The organism is Nocardia sienata NBRC 100364, from assembly GCF_001613205.1.
In the GTDB taxonomy this organism is placed as follows: domain Bacteria; phylum Actinomycetota; class Actinomycetes; order Mycobacteriales; family Mycobacteriaceae; genus Nocardia; species Nocardia sienata.
Genome location: NZ_BDBX01000059.1, coordinates 28802 through 44370, shown reverse-complemented (window position 1 = coordinate 44370; position 15569 = coordinate 28802). Strand labels below are relative to the sequence as shown.

Below are 15569 nucleotides of genomic sequence, written 5' to 3'. Positions count from 1 at the left end.
CGGGGCCGGGATGTTCGGGGCGGGGCCGTTGTTCGGCATTCGGCCGCGGAACCTGGCCCGCCGGACGCACGGGGCGTTCCGGGGGCGGCCCCGCGGGCGCACCGTGGCGCGGCGCCTCGCCCTCACGACGCCGGACCGACCGCTCACTGTCCACCCGGTCGACCAGATCCTGGACCGTCAGCGGCCCGGGGTTGGCGGGCGGCTCCGGCTGCCGTGGCCGGCGCGGCCCTCGCGCGTCGTCCATTTCGGGGGACTCTCCCGCGGGATACCGCTCCCACGGTGCGCGACCTCCGGGCCCTGATGATCGCCCGTGCCGATCGTCACCCACCAATGAACCTCGCTTTTCCGCAACTCGCTGCCGACGCAACCGTGCTCGAAAGGCTGCGCGGGATTCCGCAATGATAACGATTTCGCCACTGAGAGCCACTCGGACATTACGAGAGGGCAGCAAAAGCGGTAAATGCTGGAAAGTTGCCCGCAGTTATATTTGCACGCGCATACGACAGCTTCCCGGCGTGTCGAATCGGCGTGTCGAACCGTTCGCCGGTCGGTTGTAGATATTCAGCCGCCGCTGTGCATGACATCGGCCGCAGCCGGGACGGTCCCGTCCTCGGGATCGTCGAGCCAGCCGTGTGGAAGCGCGACCTTGCCCGGTGAACCCTGCCGCCCCCGGGGGCCTTCGGCGTCCGGGGGAAACGGGACAGTGGGATCGAGCGCAGCGATGAGCGTCTCGAGTTCGGCCAGCGACGACACGGTCGCGAAACTGCGCCGTAGCTCGGCGCCCAGCGGGAAGCCCATGAAGTACCAGGCCATATGTTTGCGCAGATCACGCATGCCTTTGTCTTCGCCGTGATGTTCGGCGAGCAGCCCGGCATGGCGTGTCAGGATCGCGCCGACCTCACCGAGGGTGGGCGGCACCGGCGCGGGTTCGCCACGCAGGGCGGCACCGAGTTCGCCGAACAGCCAGGGCCGGCCCAGGCAGCCACGCCCCACCACGACCCCGTCGCAGCCGGTCTGCGCCATCATCGCGACCGCGTCGGCGGCACTGAAGATATCGCCGTTGCCGAGGACCGGGATCGTGGTGACCGCCTCTTTCAGGCGTGCGATGGCCGACCAGTCGGCGGCCCCGGAGTAGCGCTGTGCCGCGGTGCGGGCGTGCAGGGCGACCGCTGCGGCCCCCTCGCTCTCGGCGATGCGGCCGGTGTCGAGGTAGGTCCGATGCTCGTCGTCGATTCCGATACGGAACTTCATGGTCACCGGCACACCGGCCGGCTCGGCGGCCCGGACCATCTCCCGGACGATCCGGGCGAACAGATTGCGCTTGTAGGGTAGGGCGGCGCCGCCCCCGAGCCGGGTCACCTTGGGTACGGGGCAGCCCAAATTCATATCGATGTGATCGGCCCAGCCTTCGCCGACGATGATCCGGACGGCTTCGCCGAGGGTGGCCGGGTCCACACCGTAGAGTTGCATCGACCGCGGCGATTCGCCTTCGTCGAACGACATCATGTGCAGCGTTTTCTCGTTGCGTTCCACCACCGCGCGGGCGGTGATCATTTCGCAGACATAGATCGCGGTCGGGCTGCCGAACTCCCGGCAGAGCTTGCGGAAGGCCAGGTTGGTGATCCCGGCCATCGGCGCGAGGACAACCGGCGGATCGACCGGGTAGGGGCCGATCCGCAGACGTGTCTCCTGCTCCAGCTGTGTTTGCACAGTGTTCCATTTTCCCTCGAGCGTCCGGGCCCGGTCACTGTCGGGTGCCTCACCGCGCGCCGGCGCGCCGCCGGAGGCGCTTTCGGCTGCGGCGGTGACCGGCGCGGCGAGCCTCGCGGGGTAGCTGCCGGTCCGGTCCGGCGGGGCGTTAGCCTCGTGGACGCCGGACCCGGCGGCCGCCCGATTTCCGCTGGATACACGCCGGGGCCGCTGCCCCGACCGGGAGCAATCGAAAGAGGACGACATCCATGGCCGAGAACACCGACGACACCGGTCGCGAGCCGGGGGAGACCGCCGGTGGCGCGGGCGAACCCGTCGCCGCCCCCGCGAAACGCGCCCCGGCCGAATCCCGCCCGGGCACGGTGTCCATCCGGGTTTCCAGCCTGATCCGCGGCGCGGTCGTCGCGGTGCTCGTCGTGGCGGCGATCGTCTTCGCCGTGCTGTATTTCACCGCACGAGGTGAACTGGCCGAGCGCGACGAGCGCGCCGCGGCCGACAGGCACGCCGAACAACTGGCCACCGAGTACGCGGTGGGTGCGGCCACCGTGAACTTCGAGGATCTCGACGCCTGGATCGCCGCCTTGAAGAAGAACACCAGCCCGCAGCTGGCGGGCAAGTTCGACGACACCGCGCCGAAACTCGAACAGATCCTGGTGCCGCTGCGGTGGACCTCGACCGCCACCCCCATCACCGCGAAGGTCATGTCCGAACAGGACGGGGTCTACAAGGTGAACGTTTTCGTGAACGTGACCTCGACCAACGCCCAGAATCCGGGCGGTACGCAGACCACGGTCACCTACACCGTGACGGTCGAGGAGAACTCCGGCTGGCAGATCACCGATGTGGGCGGTGTGGACGGTGCCCTGCCGGTGAAATAGGAGGTGCGACGCGGCACACCTGCGAATACGACGAGACCGCCGGTGGCACCGGCGGTCTCGTTCGTTGTGTTCCTGGTTCGTGGACGGCTCAGCCGTTCACCGTGGCGAAGGCCTTCTCCCGTTTGGCGGCCTCGCGGGCGAGCATCCGGTCGCGCTGTTCCTCGAACTTCACGACGTCTTGGGACAGCTTCTCCAGGAAATCGCCGAGCCGCTCCCGCGTCTGCTCACCGCGCGCGGTGAAGTCGGTACGGCCGAATATATTCCACTTCTTGAGCACCGGCTGGACGACCTCTTCGAGGTGCTGGCGCAGGTCGTAGATGCCGTGTTTGGCCATCAGCACCCCGTTGCGGCGGAAATTCGGCATACCCGCGCCGGGCATCTGGAAATTCTCCAGGATCAAGGTGATGGCATCCAGCGCCTGGTCCGGGCACAGATCGAGGGCCGCTCCGCACATATTGCGGTAGAAGATCATGTGCAGGTTCTCGTCGGCGGCGATGCGCTGCAGCATGCGGTCGGCGATGGCGTCGTCGCACACCTTGCCGGTATTACGGTGCGAGACGCGGGTGGCCAGCTCCTGGAAGGTCACATAGGCCACCGAGTGCAGGAAGCCGGCGTCGGCTTCGGCGGGTGAGGCGAAACCGTTGGTCATATGGACCATGCGCGCCTGCTCCAGTGCCACCGGGTCGACGCCACGGGTCACCACCAGGTAGTCGCGCATGACGATCCCGTGCCGGTTCTCTTCGGCGGTCCAGCGGCCGACCCAGGTTCCCCACGCACCGTCCTGGGAGAAGTTCTCGGCGATTTCCCGGTGGTAGGAGGGCAGGTTGTCCTCGGTGAGCAGGTTGGTGATCATGGCCGCCTTGGCGACCTCGTTGAGCTTGGATTGGTCGGGGTCCCAGTCCTGTCCGCCGAGCGCGGCGAAGTTGCGACCCTCGTCCCAGGGGACGTAGTCGTGCGGATGCCACTCTTTTGCCAAGGAGAGGTGCCGGTTGACGTTCTGCTCGGCAACCGGCTCCAACTCTGTGAGCAGCTCGAGTTGAGTCAGATCCCTTGCCATGTAATCAAGCCCTTCATACTGTCGCGTTCGTGCGGGTCACCTGATGTCGACCGTTGCCGATGCGGCCATACCTTACGGCACCGTAGGTGTGATGCGAAACGCATCCGACCGAGAAAGAGTGCACGTTGGCGCAGGTGCCCCTGCTCGGGGTCACTCCGAGTGTATGGCCGGATCCGCAGTCATGGGCCTATCGCCCGTTGTCCCGATCGCGTTAGCGGCCGTGGGAAATAGCACACCGGCCGGTGCGCGATCGGAAGCTCCCGGGCTGATCAGGCCGTACGTCGGGGCGGCGTGACCGCCCGATCTCCGGGCCGGCGAGAGCCCGCGCGGGTCGGCTCCGGTCACAGCGCGGCCGGAGCAGGGCTGGCCCAACTCACAGGCGAGGCGCCGGGTGCCGGGAAGGAGAAATCGGGCGCCCGGCCGGTGGGCCGGGCGCCCGATGGTGCCCCCACCAGGGCTCGAACCTGGGACCTGCGGATTAAAAGTCCGTAGCTCTACCAACTGAGCTATAGGGGCGCGGGCGCAAGTGTACTGGCCTGGTCCGGGTTTCTCGTAATCGGGTGGCTATGCTGGTGCTTTCCGTCACTCCGGGCGCCGGGGCCCGGCCTCATATGGTCCGGGCGGGCGGCGGTCCGCCGGGGTCGTGGGGAGGTCGGACCGGTTCGGCGGGGCCGGTGAGCCGGAAACCATACCCATGAGTTCGGTGTTACGGTACCTGCCGCATTGTTGATACAACGGGTAGCACGATACGATCCAAATATGTTGGATACCAATGCCTTTGGATCGGTAAAGGCGGATTTTTCGCAGTTGTGGGGCCCGGGAACCGGTTTTCCGGAGTGTTGCGCTGCCAGCGGGCCGCGCGAGCGGAACGGTGTCCTTCCAGGGGTCGGAGCGGCCGGCTGAGTACCGGTCGGCGAACCTGCCCGAGTGGTCGAACATCCTGCGTTACCGGAGGATTCGCTCGGTCTTTCGTTCGGTGCCGTGAGTGTCCGGTCCGCGATATCCGGACGGCGAAATGGTAGCCCGCTGTATCGGTTTACCGCATGCCGGTACGAGATTCCGAGTACCGTGACGAATCAGCGAATTCGGGGTGTCACTCGGGACGGCGCTGCGGGAGGCGTATGGGGGACCAGGAACGGCGCAAGGGAATGCCCGGATGCGCACCCCCTGCGGCGCACCCGGGCCATCGAATTATACCAGCCGGTGTGTTTCCTCTGCGGGCTGGGTTTCGTACCAAAGGTTCGGTACGGGTCAATAAACCGACCGCAGGTCGGCATACAACAGGATAAGTTCGCGGCGTCGGCCCGCTCGTCAAAGGCGGATGAACGGTCGCGAGCATTCTGCGGGTGGAAATCCCGCGGATTGCACAAGGCTTCGGAGGCGTTTCGAGCATGGCACGGCAGCAAGAGCGGGCCCGTCGGACACGGGCAGCAATTATCCGGTCCGCCGCCGTTGAGTTCGGGAAGAGCGGCTATGCCGCGGCTTCGCTCAACCGCATTTTGGAAGGATCGCGGGCGACCAAGGGCGCCATGTACTTCCATTTCGATTCGAAAGAAGATCTGGCGCGGGCCGTCCTCGATTCGGCGATCGAGCGATACGGCAGCACCATCGATCGCTGGCTCGTGCGTTCGGACCTGGGCCCGCTCGATATCCTGCACGGCGTCTTCGACGAGCTCGCGTTACGGCTCGAGCACGACATAATCGTGCAGGCCGAATTCCGGCTCGTCATCGATCCCGGCTTTCATCGGCAGGGGCACGGCGGCTGTCCGATGCTCGCCACGGCCATCCGCGATCTGACGGTCGCGGCGATCGAGAAGGGGCAGCTGCGTCCGGATACCGATCCGGACCGCTTCACCCGGACTCTCGCCGGCGCGCTGATCGGTCAGCGTTATATGGCCGATGCCCACGGCGGCGAGCCGGATCTGCGCACCCGGTTCCGCGAGTCGCTGGAGGTCCTGGTTCAGGCCACCTGCACCCCGGAATGGGTGACGGAGTTCGGCCGGTCGGGGTGGCGGGCGAGCGCGCGCCTCGAAGAGCTGGCTTCGCCAGCTTGACCAGCGGATTTGGGAATTGTGCGCACCCTGTCATAAGCTATGCGAGCTCCCAACGGACAGCCGTTGAAAGCCGGTCCGGAGAAATCCGGGACGAGCCCCCTTCGTCTAGCGGCCTAGGACGCCGCCCTTTCAAGGCGGTAGCGCGGGTTCGAATCCCGTAGGGGGTACCACCTATGCGAATAGGTGGGACACAGCAAGGCCCTGTGGCGCAGTTGGTTAGCGCGCCGCCCTGTCACGGCGGAGGTCGCGGGTTCGAGTCCCGTCAGGGTCGCCAGTGGATGCCGGAGCAATCCGGCTTCCATCGGATGGCATTCGTTCCGGGTGCCTGCGGCCAGGTAGCTCAGTTGGTACGAGCGTTCGCCTGAAAAGCGAAAGGTCGCCGGTTCGATCCCGGCCCTGGCCACAATCAACCCCCCAATCGCCACGATCGGGGGGTTTCTGCTGTTTCGGACCCCGGCCCGGTGGAATGCTGTGACCATGGCCGAACGGTGGTATTACTGCTTGAAGCATCAGCGCGCCGAGCGCGGGCGTCAGTGCTGGTTCCGAGACCGTATGGGGCCCTACCCGGATCAGGCCACGGCCGAACGCGCGCTCGAGATCGTGCGGGAGCGCAATGCCACCCAGGACGCGGCGGACCGGGCGTATCGCGAGGGCGACTGATTTCCCGCCGTAGAACTGCCGATCGCCCGCTCAGCGGCGCTATCACCGGTGCGCTGCATTCCCGGATGGGCCGTTGGGCTACCGTTCACGGGTAATACGTAGCGACGCTCGCGGCCTGCTCGACCGGGTTGTGGGCGAGACCAGGTGAGCAGGGAGGGCGACCCTTGAGGGTTACCGTTGTTGTGCCGACTTACAACGAGCGGGACAATCTGCCGGTTGCGGTGGAGCGGTTGACCGCGCTACCCGTGCCCGATCTGCACGTACTGGTAGTCGACGACAACTCTCCGGACGGCACGGGTGAGGTGGCGGAGAAGCTGGCCGCGGATCTGCCCACCGTCGTGTCGGTACTGCACCGCACGGAGAAGGACGGGCTGGGCCGGGCCTATATCGCCGGTATCACCCGGGCCCTCGAGGAGGGCGCGGATGTGGTGATCCAGATGGACGCGGATCTGTCCCATCCCGCCGAGGTGATCCCCGCCATGCTGGATGAGCTGAACCGGCCGGGTACCGGAGTCGTGCTCGGGTCCCGCTATGTGCCCGGCGGTTCCACCGCGGCGGAATGGAAGTGGTACCGCAAGGCGCTCTCGGCGTGGGCCAATTTCTATGTCAATGCCATCCTGCGGCTCGGGATCAAGGACGCCACCGCCGGTTTCAAGGCATGGGAGGCCGATACGCTGCGTGCCATCGAGGTCGGCACGATCCGCAGCAACGGTTACTCCTTCCAGGTGGAGATGAACTACCGAGCCAAGAAGCAGGGCATCGGTATCGCCGAAGTGCCCATCCGCTTCGAGGAGCGGACCCTCGGGGCGTCCAAGATGAGCTTGAAGGTCCAGCTGGAATCGGCACTGATGCCGTGGAAGCTGCTTCTCGGCCGCGCTCTCTGAGGCCGTTCAGCGCGGCCAGTCGCGCAGTGTGTCGAGGTAGCGCTGCCGCACCTCCGCGACTTTCTCATCCAGTTCGGACGGGTCCTGTGTATCGATATCGATCGGCGGCAGGATCGCCACATCGACCACGCCGGGCCGCGCGATCATCGAATCCCGCCGGCCGACCTCGGCGGCATTGCGGATCACCACCGGGATCACCGGTACCCCCGCCTGCCGGGCCATGTGGAAGGCGCCCTTCTTGAACCTGCCGGGCTGCGCGGTGTAGGAGCGGGTGCCCTCCGGAGCGATCGCGACGGACAGGCCACCACGCAAAGTGTCCACCACCGGTTCCAGCGAAGCCTTGGCGAGGTCGGTGTTCGAACGGTCGATGAAGGTGACGCCGACGAAGCGCATGAGCGGGCCGAAAACCGGATGCCGGATGAGTTCCTTCTTACCGACGCCGGTGACGTGCCCGCCGAGCACGGCGGGCACGATGAGCACATCGAACTGGCTCTGATGGTTGAACAGGAAGATCGCGGGTCGCGGATGGCGGGCATACTCCGCGCCGGTGACGCGGAGCCGGATACCGCACAGGCGCAGCGGCCAGGCGGTGCCGTACTTCATGAGGGCGTCTGCCATGGCCCGCCGGTCGCGAGTGTAGGACTTGCGCAGTACCCCGTAGAGCGCTCCGCCGAGCAGGGCGAGAAATCCCAGCACGGTCCGCAGATAGTCGGTCGGGCGTGGTGCGGTGCGCGGGCTCACGGCGAGTGCGGCCCAGCCGTACTCGGCCGCCGTGGCCGCGAGCACGGGGTCCGGTGCGATCGGCACCCGCGTGCCGCCGCGCGACAGCAGCGGGAGATCGCCCGCGCTGCCGCTGTAGATATAGGAACGCGCGAGGTCGAGCCCGTGGGCCGCCGCGAAGTCCGATACCGCCTCGGCTTTCTCGGGACCGTATCGCACTTCGCCCTCGATCAGTCCGGTCAGCCGACCCTCCGACACCGCCGCCCGGCTGCCGAGCACCTGGGAGATACCGAGCGCCGCGGCCGCGGGACGTAACTGGAAATCCGCCGCTTCTCCGGTCAGGACGACGGTGTGCCCGGCCGCGATATGTTCCTGCACCAGACGCAGCAGCTCGGGGCGTAACCGGTCGTACCAGCCCCGCTTGAACAGGCGTTCGCCCAGCGCGGTCAGTTCTTCCGGCGGCCGCCCGGCCGCGGCCCGCACGCCACGCTCGAGAATATCGCCCGCCGAGCTCTCGCCGCTGTGCCGCAACTGGTCGAACAGTGTTTCCAGTAGTTCACGGTCCGGCCCGCGCCACCGTGGCTCGGGCGCGGACCCGAGTTCGGCCAGCGCGGTCAGATCGAAGAAAGCGGCGATCCCGGCGCCGCGAGGGCCCGAACGGATGGCGGCCACCACCGCGTCGATCCCGGAGGGCGCCGGGTTCTCGCCGGTGTGCCCGGTGCTCGCTTCCCGCGTGCTCATCGGCCCCGCCCGGCCGGGAGATTGGAGGGGTCGAGGGTGGCGACCCGGGAGATCCGGAAGCCGATGGTGCGCAGGCGCTCGGCGAACTCGGCACGCCGGGTGGCGAGTTCGGTCACCGATTCCACCGATTCCGGGTCCGCGGGTTCGAGCAGGCCGCGATTGGCGGCGAGTTTCAGCGCACTGCCGAAGAGCTCGGTGGAAACCGATTCCGTACTGTGCAGCCGCTGCTGCAGCAGCATCTGCCTGCCGACCGAGACGCATTCGTCGACGAACTGCTTACGGTCGATCGGTGCGGCCGGGTCCCGGGCGGTCAGTCGTTCGGCCACCACCAACTGCGCGTCGAAGAACGAGCGCAGTACCCGATGGGCCATCATGAAGCCGGTGCCGGTGAGCGCGGCCAGGATCTCGCTGCCGAGCGTGTCGCGCGAGCGCGATCGCCAGCGCGGGTCGATCAGCAGCACCTCCTCGGTGATCCGCTCGGCGAACTCGGTCCGGTCCGGGAAGAAGAATTCGAATTTCAACAGATCACGCAGCCGGTAGGCCTCCTCCCAGCCGATATCCAGAGCGTCGGCGTCCGGTCCGACGGCGTCGTCGGACGGATCGTCGGGCGCGGCGTCGACCGCGGCCAGGATCGCCAGTTCGACTATGGCCCGGTCGACGAACCAGTGCACCGCGCTGTTGCGATAGAACGCGGCTTCGAGGTGGGCGCCCGCCTCGATGGAATACACCGGCTCGACACCGCTGCGGTAGACGGTGACCACCTTTGCCAGCGACAGCTGTTCGAGGACCACGGCCAAGCTCTGTTCGTCGCGTAATTTCGCGACCTCGCCGCGCGGCAGATCGCGCTGTTCGATGTAGTCCAGCACCGGGGTGAGTACCTCGCAGACCTCGGCCCGGGTGAGTGCCCGCTGGTGGACACCCAGCAGGACCAGCGTGACCAGGGCATTGACGGTTATCGGGGTGACCGAGTTGATACCCACCGCGACGTCGAACGCGAGACGTTGTACCGCCAGGCGTTCTTTTTCGCCGATCTCCTCGCGGGGCTCGGCGGGGTCGGTTCCGGCCCGGCCGGTGGTGTCGGTGCGGTGCAGTGGGATGGTGATCGGGGTCGCGATCAGCGGGTCGCCGTGGGCGGCGAGGCGTTCGCGCGCCGAGAGCGGGGCCCCGAAGCGGACGTAGACGTGCCCGGCCGAATGCTGCTGGTTGCGGACGTAGCGGGCCAGCCAGGTCAGGCCTTCGGGTTTCTTGCGACCGCCCATCTGCTCGTCGGCGATGGCGCCCAGTTCGTTGAGCCGCTCGTAGGTGATCGAGACGGGGACCAGCAGCGCGTCGGCGATCCGTTCCTGGCGCACCGCCGCGGCGAGATAGTTGAGCAGACCGTAGCGGGGCGGGCGTAGCTTTCCGGTGCGGGTGCGGCCGCCCTCGAAATACCATTCCAGGTTGAACCGCCGCGCCATCAGATAGGCGAAGTACTCCTCGACCACTGCCTGATACACCGTGTCGCCGCCGAAACTGCGCCGGATGAAGATCGTCCCGGTGCGCCGGGCGATCGGGCCCATCGGCCAGAACCGCAGATTCGCGCCGCCCACCACATGGTTGGGCGGGAAATCGTTGCGGGCCAGCACATCGCCCAGGACGAAGGCATCCACATAGGAGCGATGGGAGGGCAGGAAGACCAGCGGGTAGCGCCGGTTGAGGTCGCGCAGCGCGGTGAGCCCGGATTCGTCGCAGTCCACCTTCCAGGTCGACGCGTGGACCGGGCGCATGGCCTGGGTGAACAGATCCGAGACCATGCGGCTCTGCGCCGCGACCAGTTCGTTCAGTGCTTTCTCGGCGCGCCGGTGCACCTCCTGCGGATCGGCCCCGATCTCGTCGGCGATCATCTCGAGTCGTCGCAGGAATTCCGGCGAGTCCAGGATTTCCTCGGTGACCAGGCGGGGCACCTTGTACCGGTCACCGATCACGCCGCGTTCCGCGCGTTCGAGCGCGACCACCGCGGCACGCATCACCGCGCGGGCGAACGGCTCGGCGGTGCCGGCGTAGTGCAGGGCGGTGGCCTCGGGGTTGTTGGCCCGCAGTTCGCTCAGCCGGGCCGGGCTGCCGGTGAGCACCAGGTGCCGGTCGGGGGATCGTTCGACCAGCCGCCGCTGGGCGAGCCGGTTCGGACGGCGCGGATTGGTGAGCTGGGCGAGGTCACCGAAGGTCACCCGCCGGACGCCGTCGCGTTCGGGCGGCAGCCACAGCACCCGGACCGGGACCACCAGTGGATCGTCGGCGCGGCCGGTGAGCCGGTCGGCGATGGCGCCGGCGTCCAGATCGAGCTGGGTGACCGGGGCATGGACGCCCAGTTCGGCGGCAAGGCCGCCTTCGGCGATCCAGCGTCCGATCAGTTCGCGTTCGGTGCCCGAAGCCGAATCGACCAGCGCGACCACCGATTCCAGCGGCAGATCGGAGGTTGCCGGGGTTCCACTGCGGTGCTCGATCATGGTGTGGATCCTCTGCTCGGATGGGACGGTCGGCCCCGGCGCGGGCCGAGGCCGCATGACCGGATCGGTGGCGCCCGATCGGTTGTCGGCTCGAAAATACTCCTTGCCAACCACTATGGACGGCTCTCGCGCCGTGGGGGTTGTTTGGCCGGTTTCCGGTCGTTTCCGAGACCTTCGCCAAGGGCAGGTAATGCTAACCTTACTTCCGAGCTGGGTCGGTTAGCCTTGGAGGATCGTTGTCGACCACTGACGAACGTTTACGCGCCGAGTACGTGACCGACCCGGCGGCGGCGATGGCGCGCCTGGCCGCCGAGGACCACTTCGGTGACCATGTGGTCTATGAGCGCGGCGGCGAATGGGTCTTCGCCGCGAACCCGATCGGCACCGTCGAACTCGACGCCGGTGAACTGCGGATCACCTGGGCGGGCGAGACCGCGGTCCGCGGCTGGTCCGGCAGCCCGGCCGCGGTGATGGACAGCGTGCTCGCCGAACTTCCGATGACCGGCCGCAATGCCTACGGCTGGATCGCGTTCGAATTCTGCGCGTGGTCGCTGGGCGCCACGGAGTATCTACGCCCCGGCACCGCCCTGGTCCATCTGATGATCCCGCGCGTGGAGGTACGGATCGACGCCACCGGGGCGGTGTGGATCACCGGAGCCGATCCGGACGAAGCCGCGGCTCTCGCCGATACCGTGGCGAGTTCCCGGGACACCGAGCTCCCGCGACCCCATCCGGTCGATGTGCGGGTGGACACCTCCGGCTACCGTGAGCGCGTCGCCGCGGCTGTGGCGGAAATCGGGTCCGGGCGATATCAGAAGGTCATCCTCTCGCGACAGGTCGAGCTTCCCTTCGCGGTGGATATCCCGGCCACCTACCGGCTCGGGCGGGCACACAACACGCCGGCCCGATCCTTCCTGCTGAATCTCGGCGGCCTGGAGGCTGCCGGGTTCAGCCCGGAACTGGTGCTCGCGGTGGACGACGACCGGACGGTCAGTACCGAACCCCTCGCCGGCACCCGAGCCTTCGGGCTGGGCGCCGAGATGGACAGTGCCGCACGCGCGGAGCTGGTCACCGATCCGAAGGAGATCGTCGAACACGCCCTCTCCGTGCAGACCTGCTTCGCCGAGATCGGGACGGTCGCCGAACCCGGCACCACTTCGGTCTCTGATTTCATGGCGGTGCGCGAACGCGGCAGTGTGCAACACCTGGCATCCACCGTCCAGGGGCGCCTCGCGGCAGGTCGTACGGCCTGGGACGCGCTGGACGCCATCTTCCCGTCGGTGACCGCCTCGGGTATTCCGAAGAGGCCGGGGGTCGATTCGGTCTTCCGGCACGACCGGCCGCGTGGTCTGTACTCCGGTGCGGTGCTGATGGTTTCGCCGACCGGCGCGCTGGAGGCGGCACTGGTGCTGCGCGCGGTGTACCAGTCCGGTGCCGGCGCGTGGTTGCGCGCCGGAGCGGGGGTGGTCGCGCAGTCGCTTCCCGAACGGGAGTTCGAGGAGACCTGCGAGAAGCTGGGCAGCGTGGCGCCCTATGTGGTGAAGGCGTAGGGCGGCCGGCCGGTGCGGAGACGGTCGCGGGCCCGGTGGCCCGGGACCGCCTCCGGCCGCGGCCTACTCCTGGGCGCGGAGGGCCTTTTTGTCGATCTTGCCCACCGCGGTCAGCGGCAGGCTATCCGCGCGGCGCAGGATATCCGGAAGTTTGTAGGTCGCCAGACCGCGCCCGGTGAGGAACTCCTTGATCTCGGCCAGAGTGGGCATATCGCCGGTGACGACCAGCACCGCGCAGACCTTTTCGCCGAGTCCGGGATCGGGCAGGCCGACCGCGGCCGCGTGCCGGACGGCGGGGTGGGCGAGCAGATGCTCCTCGAGCTCGTCGCAGGAGATATTCTCCCCGCCCCGGTTGATCACATCTTTGATGCGGCCCGACACCACCAGATGGCCACTGGGCAGCTGCCGCACCAGATCGCCGCTGCGGTAGTAACCGTCGGGTGTGAAGGCGCGGGCATTGTGTTCGGGCGCGCGGTAGTAGCCGCGCAGGGTGTACGGGCCGCGGGTGAGCAGTTCGCCCTCCGCGCCCGGTGCGACATCCACGCCGTCTTCGTCGACCACCCTGATCTCGTCCGCCGGGCACAGCGGACGGCCCTGGGTGGTGCAGACGATATCCGGATCGTCGTCGAGCCTGGTGAAATTCAGCAGCCCCTCGGCCATGCCGAAGACCTGCTGCAGCGTCACCTTCAGCGCGGGGGCCACTTCGCGGGCGTTCACCTCGGCCAGTTTCGCGCCCCCGACCTGTAACAACCGCAAGGACGAGATATCGGCGTCCTCCCATTCCACCGCGGCCGACCACAATTGCGCCAGCGGTGGCACCACCGCGGTGACGGTGACGCGATGGCGTTCGATCGCCGCGAAGGCGCTCTCCGGGCTCGGGTCGGTGACGAAGGCCAGTGCGCCCCCGGTCGCCACCGTGCCCAGGATGCCTGGACAGGCCAGCGGGAAATTGTGCGCGGCAGGCAGGGTGGCCAGATAGACGTCCCGGTCGCCGAGTTCGCAGACGGCGGCGCTCGCGGTGGCGTTGTAGACGTAGTCGTCGTGGGTGCGGGCGATGAGTTTGGGGAGTCCGGTGGTGCCGCCGGACACCAGCATGAGCGCGATATCGGCGGGGTCGATCGCGGGCAGCGATCCGGTGTCCCGGGCGATGGTCATCAGCTCGGTGAATTCGCCGGCGTCACCGGCGACCAAGACGTGTCGCAGCGACTCGACGGCGGTCACCAGGGTGGCGGCCAGTTGCCGGTAGTCGAAATCGCCCTGGCGGTCGGCGACCAGGTAGGCGACCGCGCCGGAGAGACCGGCCAGGTGTTCGATCTCGGCCCGGCGGTGTGCGGGCAATGTGAGCACCGGGATGATGCCGGCGCGCAACAACCCGAACAGCGCGATCGCGAATTCGGGGGTGTTGAGCAGTTGGACGATCACCCGGTCGCCCGGCGCGATCCCGAGCGCCAGGAATCCGTAGGCCATCCGGTCGGCTTCGGCGTCCAGTTCGGCGTAGGACAGCGGCCGGTCGCCGAGCAGAGCCGGACGCTGCGGGCTGCGGGCTGCGGTTTCGCGGAGCAGATCTCCCACCGTGGTGCCGGTCCAGTAACCGGCGGCACGGTAGGTCTCGGCCAGGTCCGCGGGGAAGGGAACATAGCCGTCACGGTGGGTGCCGACGGCGGTGGAAGTCACGATATGCCTCATAGGGAACAGGGACTCGGGAAGCGTGTGCGGCGCGTTTCCGGTCTATCAATAGGTTAGGCAAACCTATATCGTTTGAAAAGACCGTCGCCACCGCGGAGGTCTCGGCGGCGAGCGGGTGATCCGGATCCGGTATGCGGTACCCGGTCCGTCGCGCCCGGTGCACCTCCCCGTCGCCCATTAGACTCGCCCCATGAGTGGTTGGGGCGTCGGGGACATCCCCGACCAGCAGGGTCGAACCGTCATCATCACCGGCGCGAACAGCGGCCTCGGCGCCGTCGCCGCGCGTGCCCTGGCCGGGGCCGGGGCGCAGGTGATTCTGGCCTGCCGGAATATGAGCAAAGGCCAGGCTGTCGCCGACGAGATCGGTGAGCGCGCACAGGTCCGGCAGCTGGATCTGGCCGATCTGTCCTCGGTCCGGCAGTTCGCCGCCGGGGTGCGCAGCGCGGACGTCCTGATCAACAATGCCGGCGTGATGGCGGTACCGCTGCGCCGTACCGCCGACGGCTTCGAGATGCAGATCGGTACCAACCATCTCGGCCATTTCGCGCTCACCGGCCTGCTGCTCGGCAAGATCGGTGAGCGGGTCGTCACCCTGTCCAGCGGTGCCCATGTGGCCGGGGCCATCGACCTCGGGGATCTCAACTGGGAGCGGCGCCCCTACAAGCGCTGGTCGGCGTACGGCCAGTCGAAATTGGCGAATCTGCTGTTCGCCTTCGAACTGCAGCGCCGCCTCACCGCGGCCGGATCGGCGAAGCTGTCGCTGGCGGCCCACCCGGGCTACGCCGCCACCGAACTGCAGTCGCATACCGAGACAGTGCTCGATTCGGTGATGAACATCGGTAACAAAGTATTCGCGCAGAGTGCGGAGATGGGGGCGCTGCCGGAACTCTTCGCCGCCACCGCCCCGGTCGAGCCGGGCGCCTACTACGGACCCACCGGACTGGGCGGGATGCGCGGCCATCCCGGCCGCTCGGGCTGCTCGAAGCGAGCGAAGGACCAGCTCACCGCGCGTTCGCTGTGGGAACTCTCGGAACGGCTGACTGATGTGAAGTTCGATTTCTCGGCCTGACCCGCGCGCCCGCCCGCGGCACTCACCGCGGGATGTCACACCTGGTTCCGGTGCGTCGTCGTCTCTGTGAAAAG

Annotated in this window: 11 protein-coding genes, 4 tRNA genes and 1 pseudogene; 9 read left to right on the top strand and 7 right to left on the bottom strand. The window is 67.7% G+C overall.

The genetic code is table 11. The features are described 5' to 3' along the window. Positions 1-244, bottom strand: a pseudogene (locus NS4_RS33020) (hypothetical protein); the annotation flags it as partial. A gap of 317 nt (positions 245-561) precedes the next feature. Continuing rightward, complete coding sequence (gene dusB, locus NS4_RS27485) at positions 562-1710, bottom strand: tRNA dihydrouridine synthase DusB (protein WP_084487787.1); 1149 nt, start codon at positions 1708-1710, stop codon at positions 562-564. Between the two features lie 248 nt (positions 1711-1958). Here dusB and NS4_RS27480 point away from each other — a divergent pair, with 248 nt between their 5' ends. Further along, positions 1959-2588 carry a hypothetical protein gene (locus NS4_RS27480; RefSeq protein ID WP_063062391.1) on the top strand — a complete coding sequence of 210 codons (630 nt, stop codon included), beginning with the start codon at positions 1959-1961 and terminating at the stop codon, positions 2586-2588. An 88-nt stretch (positions 2589-2676) separates the two neighbouring features. On the opposite strand, the gene NS4_RS27475 is transcribed toward NS4_RS27480, so the two are convergent. Both NS4_RS27475 and NS4_RS27470 read right to left on the bottom strand, forming a co-directional pair. Next, positions 2677-3645, bottom strand: coding sequence for an acyl-ACP desaturase (locus tag NS4_RS27475; RefSeq protein WP_063062390.1), 969 nt, complete (start codon positions 3643-3645; stop codon positions 2677-2679). A 440-nt stretch (positions 3646-4085) separates the two neighbouring features. Then, positions 4086-4161 (bottom strand) — tRNA-Lys (locus tag NS4_RS27470). Positions 4162-5036: 875 nt separating this feature from the next. Between NS4_RS27470 and NS4_RS27465 the strand changes: the two genes are divergently transcribed. The 6 genes from NS4_RS27465 (at position 5037) to NS4_RS27440 (ending at position 7243) form a co-directional block, all read left to right on the top strand. Then, positions 5037-5699 carry a TetR family transcriptional regulator gene (locus tag NS4_RS27465; protein WP_063062389.1) on the top strand — a complete coding sequence of 221 codons (663 nt, stop codon included), beginning with the start codon at positions 5037-5039 and terminating at the stop codon, positions 5697-5699. A 94-nt stretch (positions 5700-5793) separates the two neighbouring features. Continuing rightward, a tRNA-Glu gene (locus NS4_RS27460) sits at positions 5794-5869 on the top strand. Between the two features lie 27 nt (positions 5870-5896). Beyond that, a tRNA-Asp gene (locus NS4_RS27455) sits at positions 5897-5973 on the top strand. Positions 5974-6028: 55 nt separating this feature from the next. Next, a tRNA-Phe gene (locus NS4_RS27450) sits at positions 6029-6102 on the top strand. A 74-nt stretch (positions 6103-6176) separates the two neighbouring features. Further along, complete coding sequence (locus tag NS4_RS27445; RefSeq protein ID WP_063062388.1) at positions 6177-6359, top strand: hypothetical protein; 183 nt, start codon at positions 6177-6179, stop codon at positions 6357-6359. A 164-nt stretch (positions 6360-6523) separates the two neighbouring features. Continuing rightward, positions 6524-7243 carry a polyprenol monophosphomannose synthase gene (locus NS4_RS27440; RefSeq protein ID WP_439955816.1) on the top strand — a complete coding sequence of 240 codons (720 nt, stop codon included), beginning with the start codon at positions 6524-6526 and terminating at the stop codon, positions 7241-7243. A 6-nt stretch (positions 7244-7249) separates the two neighbouring features. Here NS4_RS27440 and NS4_RS27435 read toward each other — a convergent pair whose 3' ends face one another. Together NS4_RS27435 and NS4_RS27430 are read right to left on the bottom strand one after the other, a co-directional pair. Further along, entirely contained in the window at positions 7250-8704 is a 1455-nt protein-coding gene (locus NS4_RS27435; protein ID WP_063062386.1) for a 1-acylglycerol-3-phosphate O-acyltransferase, read from the bottom strand. After that, positions 8701-11190: a glycerol-3-phosphate 1-O-acyltransferase gene (locus NS4_RS27430; protein WP_063062385.1), complete on the bottom strand. Its 2490-nt coding sequence runs from the start codon at positions 11188-11190 to the stop codon at positions 8701-8703. The genes NS4_RS27435 and NS4_RS27430 overlap by 4 nt, the downstream gene beginning before the upstream one ends. Before the next feature lie 236 nt (positions 11191-11426). Between NS4_RS27430 and NS4_RS27425 the strand changes: the two genes are divergently transcribed. Beyond that, positions 11427-12740: a salicylate synthase gene (locus NS4_RS27425; protein ID WP_063062384.1), complete on the top strand. Its 1314-nt coding sequence runs from the start codon at positions 11427-11429 to the stop codon at positions 12738-12740. A 63-nt stretch (positions 12741-12803) separates the two neighbouring features. Here NS4_RS27425 and NS4_RS27420 read toward each other — a convergent pair whose 3' ends face one another. Then, entirely contained in the window at positions 12804-14426 is a 1623-nt protein-coding gene (locus tag NS4_RS27420; protein ID WP_063062383.1) for a (2,3-dihydroxybenzoyl)adenylate synthase, read from the bottom strand. Positions 14427-14616: 190 nt separating this feature from the next. Between NS4_RS27420 and NS4_RS27415 the strand changes: the two genes are divergently transcribed. Further along, positions 14617-15495: an oxidoreductase gene (locus tag NS4_RS27415; RefSeq protein WP_063062382.1), complete on the top strand. Its 879-nt coding sequence runs from the start codon at positions 14617-14619 to the stop codon at positions 15493-15495. Positions 15496-15569 lie beyond the last annotated feature (74 nt).